This is a genomic window from Streptomyces sp. SAS_270, from assembly GCF_052543295.1.
On sequence record NZ_JBMNDS010000025.1, the window covers coordinates 35,950 to 42,232 of the forward strand.

The 6,283-nt window shown below is 69.6% G+C and carries 6 protein-coding genes; 5 read left to right on the plus strand and 1 reads right to left on the minus strand.

The window, feature by feature from the left end:
- Window positions 1-118 precede the first annotated feature (118 nt).
- Window positions 119-1,774 (minus strand): beta-N-acetylhexosaminidase, encoded by a 1,656-nt coding sequence (locus ACN6LB_RS18830; RefSeq protein WP_445026926.1) that lies wholly within the window; start codon window positions 1,772-1,774, stop codon window positions 119-121.
- Between the two features lie 210 nt (window positions 1,775-1,984).
- Here ACN6LB_RS18830 and ACN6LB_RS18835 point away from each other — a divergent pair, with 210 nt between their 5' ends.
- From ACN6LB_RS18835 to ACN6LB_RS18855, 5 genes are all read left to right on the plus strand, one after another.
- Entirely contained in the window at window positions 1,985-2,560 is a 576-nt protein-coding gene (locus tag ACN6LB_RS18835) for a 2-oxo-4-hydroxy-4-carboxy-5-ureidoimidazoline decarboxylase (RefSeq protein ID WP_445026966.1), read from the plus strand.
- 191 nt (window positions 2,561-2,751) lie between these two features.
- The gene (sdhC, locus tag ACN6LB_RS18840) at window positions 2,752-3,132 is read left to right on the plus strand and encodes a succinate dehydrogenase, cytochrome b556 subunit (protein ID WP_356131835.1); all 381 of its coding nucleotides are present in this window, start codon (window positions 2,752-2,754) and stop codon (window positions 3,130-3,132) included.
- A gap of 5 nt (window positions 3,133-3,137) precedes the next feature.
- Window positions 3,138-3,626, plus strand: a complete 489-nt coding sequence (locus ACN6LB_RS18845) for a succinate dehydrogenase hydrophobic membrane anchor subunit (protein WP_445026927.1) — start codon at window positions 3,138-3,140, stop codon at window positions 3,624-3,626.
- A 22-nt stretch (window positions 3,627-3,648) separates the two neighbouring features.
- Complete coding sequence (gene sdhA, locus ACN6LB_RS18850) at window positions 3,649-5,406, plus strand: succinate dehydrogenase flavoprotein subunit (RefSeq protein WP_445026928.1); 1,758 nt, start codon at window positions 3,649-3,651, stop codon at window positions 5,404-5,406.
- On the plus strand, window positions 5,406-6,179 hold the full coding sequence (locus ACN6LB_RS18855; protein ID WP_356131826.1) for a succinate dehydrogenase iron-sulfur subunit: 774 nt from the start codon (window positions 5,406-5,408) through the stop codon (window positions 6,177-6,179). The genes sdhA and ACN6LB_RS18855 overlap by 1 nt, the downstream gene beginning before the upstream one ends.
- The last annotated feature ends 104 nt before the right edge of the window (window positions 6,180-6,283 follow it).

Genomic DNA, 6,283 nt, shown 5'->3' on the forward strand with positions numbered 1-6,283 from the left:
GGGCCGGACGCGGTGGTCAGAGCGCCGGGCGCGACAGATCCTCCCCAGAACCTCACGCTCAGCAGGCGGAACATACGGTTCCCCCGACCCGCCCGTCCACTCCGCTCCCGCTCTCGGATCAGCCCAGCCGGTCCGCCAGCTTCCTGAAGTCCGCCCAGGACAGCGCCGGTTTGTTCGGGTTCCACAGCTTCTGGACCGTGGCGCGCAGCGGCATCCGGATGCCGGCCGCGACCTGGTCCTGCGTCTGCGCGTTCGGGAAGTCGCCCCAGACCGCGAAGGTGCCGCCGAGGATCTGCGGGTCGTACTTCCCCGCGACCGGCGTACTGCCGCGCAGGACGCGCGGGGTCCACTGCTCGTAGATGCGCTCCCCGGCCGGGTAGACGAAGGTCTGCGGCTGGCCGAGTACGTAATAGAGGTACTCGTCGTTGTAGTTGAGCAGCTTGCGCCCCGCGCTCAGATACTCGACGGGCTGCCGGGCGCCGATCTCCTTGCCCGTCCAGTACGCGACCTCGATGTCGCCCTCCGGCCGCACCACGCCGCCGCGGAAGAACCCGTCGTTCCAGGCCCTCGGCGTCCGGTCGTGCCCGCGCACCACGTCGGCGCGGTCGTTGAGCCAGCCGGTCGCGAGGTCGGCGATCCCGGCGCCCGAGCCGTACCGGCTGCGTGCCGCGGCGGCCAGCTGCGGATACGACGCCGCCGGGTTCGACACCGTCAGCGCCTGGTACTCGTCGCCGCCGAGATGCCAGTACGCGCCGGGGAACAGACCGGCGTACTCGTTCAGCAGCTCGTCGACGATCCTCGCCGCCCCGGGCTTGGAGATGTCGAGGGTGCCGCGCGTGGCGCCACCGCTCGCGCTGCGCAGTTGGAGGTCGGGGTGCGCGGCGATCACGGCGCCCAGGTGGCCGGGCGAGTCGATCTCGGGGACGACGGTGATGTGCCGGCTCGCGGCGAGCGCGAGGATCCGGCGGACCTCGGCCTTGGTGAGGTGCTGCCGCGACACCACCTCGGGGTGCTTGTCGGACTCGATGCGGAAGCCCTGGTCGTCGGAGAAGTGCAGGCCCAGCTCGTTGAACTTCAGGTCGCCCAGCTCGCGCACCCGGTCCTCGATCCAGGCCGCCGTGTAGGGCTTGCGCGCGATGTCGAGCATGAGCCCGCGCCGCGGCTTGGCCGGCCGGTCGTGGACGACGCCCTCGGGCGCCGTACCGCCGCCGTGGACCTCCTGCTTGAGGGTGCGCGTGCCGTAGAAGACGCCCGCCTCGGCCGGGGCGGTGATGGTGACCCTGCGGTTCTTGACGGTGAGGGTGTACGACTCCGTGCCGGTGCGGGCGCCATCGAGACCCAGCTCGACATCTCCCGCCCGGGCGTCCTTCTGCCCGGCGTACGTGAGCCCGATCTCCCCGGCGAGCAGCCGGCCCTCGTCGGCGAGCTCCTCGTCGTCGATCACGACCCGGCCGCCGCGCGCCGGACGCCAGCCCGGTCCGCGCGCCGGGGTGTGCTCGCGTACGGCGGGGATCGTGCGGGGTGTCGCGGACAGGGGGTAGCTGCGGGTCGGGGACGGGCTGGGGGCGTTGGTGCGGGCGGAGGGGTGGGGCGCCGTCGCGGATCCGGCGTCCGAGGGCCGATGCGCCGCGGGCCCGCTGCTGTCGCCGCTCGGCCACAGGCTCACGGTGACCGCGGCCGCGGCGCCCGCCACGGCGACTCCGGCGGCGACGAGGATCCCGCCCGTGCGTACTCGGCTCTGTCGCGCCCGTGCTCGGCGCCTGCGCTCGCTCACCGCGCCAACCTATGACCCGACGAGCACTTCATGCGTCCACCACACGTTCCGAAACTCTCCCGTGCGGGTGAAATTCGGGCATCCGTCGGACAGCTGCTGACCCTCCTGGATAACGTGAGGGCACATCTCTCACACCTTCCCCTGCCGACCCACACGTGGCGTCCACGCATATCGCCCGTTTCAGCCCCCTTTCACCGCCGAGGACCCACGCTGCCTTCGCACCGTTTCCCACGCCTCCCCGGCCAGGTCGCACTACCCGAGCAGAAGGGCGCCGCGCCGTCCCCGGCCCGCCTGGAGCCGTTCAACTCCGCGTCCGCCGAAGCCGCCGAGCGCGCCCTCCTCACCTGCCTTCGCAGCCTGCGCTGGGCCCACCGCCTCGCCGACCACCGCCCCTACCCCGACCTGGACGCCCTCCTCGCCGCGGCCGACGAGGCGGCCTACGACCTGACCCCGGGCGACCTCGCGGAGGCGCTGGCCGGGGAGTCGCTGCCGTCGCTGCCCGAGGACGCGTACGGCGCGGCACACATGGCGCTGAACGCGGCACACGCGGCGTACGAGGCCCGGTTCGGGCACGCGTTCGTCATCTACCTGGGTGACACGCCCGAGGGCGAGGCACTTGACCACGTCCTGGCGGGCATCCGGTCACGGTTGACGAACGATCCCGAGGAGGAGCGGGTCGTGGCCGCGGAGGAACTCCGGCGCCTGGCGGGGCAACGGTTGGGGGACCTGCTCAGGGGCGCGGGGAACTGCGCGACCAGCCATAAGGGCGCCGCACTCGGCAGATAACAGAACAACCCACCCCAGAAGCCGCCGACGCTAACCCATACGCGTGCCAGTTTGATCACACCGGTAGGCCCCCTGTAAGCCCCACAGGCAACCGTCGCTACGATGCTTAGGGCCGGTGGACCGTACCCGGCCGGGCCCGACCGACCACACAAGCCGGCGCGGCCCCAATCCCCGCTCCCGGAGGGACTTCCGTGCCGGCTGGAACGCTGTACCGCGGCCGGGAAGGAATGTGGTCCTGGGTGGCTCATCGAGTCACCGGCGTCCTCATCTTCTTCTTCCTGTTCGTACACGTGCTGGACACCGCTCTCGTGCGTGTCTCCCCCGAGGACTACGACAAGGTCGTAGCCACGTACAAGACGCCGATCGTCGCGCTGCTGGAATACGGCCTCGTCGCCGCGATCCTCTTCCACGCGCTCAACGGCCTGCGTGTCATCGCCGTCGACTTCTGGTCCAAGGGCCCGCGCTACCAGAAGCAGCTGCTCTGGTCCGTCGTCGGTATCTGGGTCGTGCTGATGGCCGGGGCCCTCTACCCCGTCCTCGGTCACGCATTCCGCGAAGTCTTCGGGAGCTGACACAGATGTCCACCACTGAAACCGCCGCCTCCGGGATCGGACCCGTCGAGGGCGCAGGAGTTTCGGCGTACGACGTCGACAACCCGGCGCCGCTCATCGAGGCCCCGCGCAAGCGGACCAAGAAGACCCCCAAGTCGACCCGCGGCAACTTCGAGATGTACGGCTGGCTCTTCATGCGCCTGTCGGGCGTCGTGCTGGTCGTCCTGGTCCTCGGCCACCTGTTGATCCAGCTCGTGCTGGACGGCGGCGTCTCCAAGATCGGCTTCGCCTTCGTGGCCGGCCGCTGGGCCTCCCCGTGGTGGCAGGTCTGGGACCTCGCCATGCTGTGGCTCGCGATGCTGCACGGCGCCAACGGCCTGCGCACGGTCATCAACGACTATGCGGAGCGCGCGAACACACGCCTGTGGCTGAAGGGCCTGCTCTACACCGCCACGGTGTTCACGATCCTGCTGGGCACGCTGGTGATCTTCACCTTCGACCCGAACATCCGATAGGCACGGGGCTGAGGCACACACCATGAAGATCCACAAGTACGACACCGTCATCGTCGGCGCCGGTGGCGCGGGCATGCGCGCCGCCATCGAGGCGACGAAGCGCAGCCGCACCGCCGTGCTCACGAAGCTCTACCCCACCCGCTCCCACACGGGCGCGGCGCAGGGCGGCATGGCCGCCGCGCTCGCCAACGTGGAGGAGGACAACTGGGAGTGGCACACCTTCGACACGGTCAAGGGCGGCGACTACCTGGTCGACCAGGACGCCGCCGAGATCCTGGCGAAGGAGGCCATCGACTCGGTCCTCGACCTGGAGAAGATGGGCCTGCCGTTCAACCGCACGCCCAACGGGACGATCGACCAGCGGCGATTCGGCGGCCACTCCCGTAACCACGGTGAGGCGCCCGTCCGTCGCTCCTGCTACGCGGCCGACCGCACCGGCCACATGATCCTCCAGACGCTCTACCAGAACTGCGTGAAGGAGGGCGTGGAGTTCTTCAACGAGTTCTATGTCCTCGACCAGCTGATCGTCGAGGTCGACGGCGTCAAGCACTCGGCGGGCGTCGTCGCGTACGAACTGGCGACCGGCGAGATCCACGTCTTCCAGGCGAAGGCCGTGATCTACGCGTCCGGCGGCACCGGCAAGTTCTTCAAGGTGACGTCGAACGCGCACACGCTGACGGGTGACGGTCAGGCGGCGGTCTACCGTCGCGGGCTGCCGCTGGAGGACATGGAGTTCTTCCAGTTCCACCCGACCGGCATCTGGCGCATGGGCATCCTGCTGACGGAGGGCGCCCGCGGTGAGGGCGGCATCCTCCGCAACAAGGACGGCGAGCGCTTCATGGAGAAGTACGCGCCCGTCATGAAGGACCTCGCGTCCCGTGACGTCGTCTCGCGCTCCATCTACACGGAGATCCGTGAAGGCCGCGGCTGCGGTCCCGAGGGCGACCACGTCTACCTCGACCTCACGCACCTCCCGCCGGAGCAGCTGGACGCCAAGCTGCCCGACATCACGGAGTTCGCGCGCACGTACCTCGGCATCGAGCCCTACACGGACCCGATCCCGATCCAGCCCACCGCGCACTACGCGATGGGCGGCATCCCGACGAACGTCGCGGGTGAGGTGCTGAGCGACAACACGACCGTCGTCCCAGGCCTGTACGCGGCCGGCGAGGTCGCGTGCGTGTCGGTGCACGGCGCGAACCGTCTCGGCACGAACTCGCTCCTCGACATCAACGTGTTCGGCAAGCGTGCGGGTATCGCGGCGGCCGAGTACTCGGCCACGGTCTCCTCGCACGTCGAGCTGCCCGAGGAGCCGGCGTCGCAGGTCGTCGAGCAGGTCGAGCGGCTGCGCAGCTCGACGGGCACCGAGCGGGTCGCCGCGATCCGCCTGGAGCTGCAGGAGTGCATGGACGCCAACGTGATGGTGTTCCGCACCGAGCAGACGATCAAGACGGCGGTCGAGAAGATCGCGGAGCTGCGCGAGCGCTACAAGAACGTCTCGGTCCAGGACAAGGGCAAGCGGTTCAACACCGACCTCCTGGAGGCCATCGAGCTCGGCAACCTCCTCGACCTCGCCGAGGTCATGGCGGTGTCGGCGCTGGCCCGCAAGGAGTCGCGCGGCGGTCACTACCGCGAGGACTACCCGAACCGCGACGACGTCAACTTCATGCGCCACACCATGGCGTACCGCGAGGTCGGCGACGACGGCACCGAGTCGATCCGTCTCGACTACAAGCCGGTCGTCCAGACCCGCTACCAGCCGATGGAGCGTAAGTACTGATGGCTACCCCGACTCTCGACAAGGAAGACGCCAAGCCCGAGGCGGGCTTCGCCGACTCGCCGTACATCACGGTCACCTTCCGCGTCCGCCGCTTCAACTCCGAAGTCTCGGCGGAGGCGGCCTGGGAAGACTTCCAGCTGGAGATCGACCCGAAGGAGCGTGTCCTCGACGCGCTGCACAAGATCAAGTGGGACCTGGACGGTTCGCTGACCTTCCGCCGCTCCTGCGCGCACGGCATCTGCGGCTCGGACGCCATGCGGATCAACGGCAAGAACCGTCTCGCCTGCAAGACGCTGATCAAGGACATCAACCCTGAGAAGCCCATCACGGTCGAGCCCATCAAGGGCCTCACGGTCCTGAAGGACCTGGTCGTGGACATGGACCCGTTCTTCCAGGCGTACCGCGACGTCATGCCCTTCCTCATCACGAAGGACACCAACGAGCCGACGCGCGAGCGTCTGCAGACGGCCGAGGACCGCGAGCGCTTCGACGACACGACGAAGTGCATCCTCTGCGCCGCCTGCACCTCGTCCTGCCCGGTGTTCTGGAACGACGGCCAGTACTTCGGCCCGGCCGCCATCGTGAACGCCCACCGCTTCATCTTCGACTCGCGTGACGAGGCCGGGGAGCAGCGCCTGGAGATCCTCAACGACAAGGACGGCGTGTGGCGCTGCCGCACCACGTTCAACTGCACGGACGCCTGCCCGCGCGGCATCGAGGTCACCAAGGCGATCGCCGAGGTGAAGAAGGCGCTGATCACTCGGCGGTTCTGACGGTTTTTGCCGTACGGCGTCGGGGGGGGGGGGGGGGGGGGGGGGGGGGGGGGGGGGGGGGGGGGGGGGGGGGGGGGGGGGGGAGGGGGGGGGGAGGGGGGGGA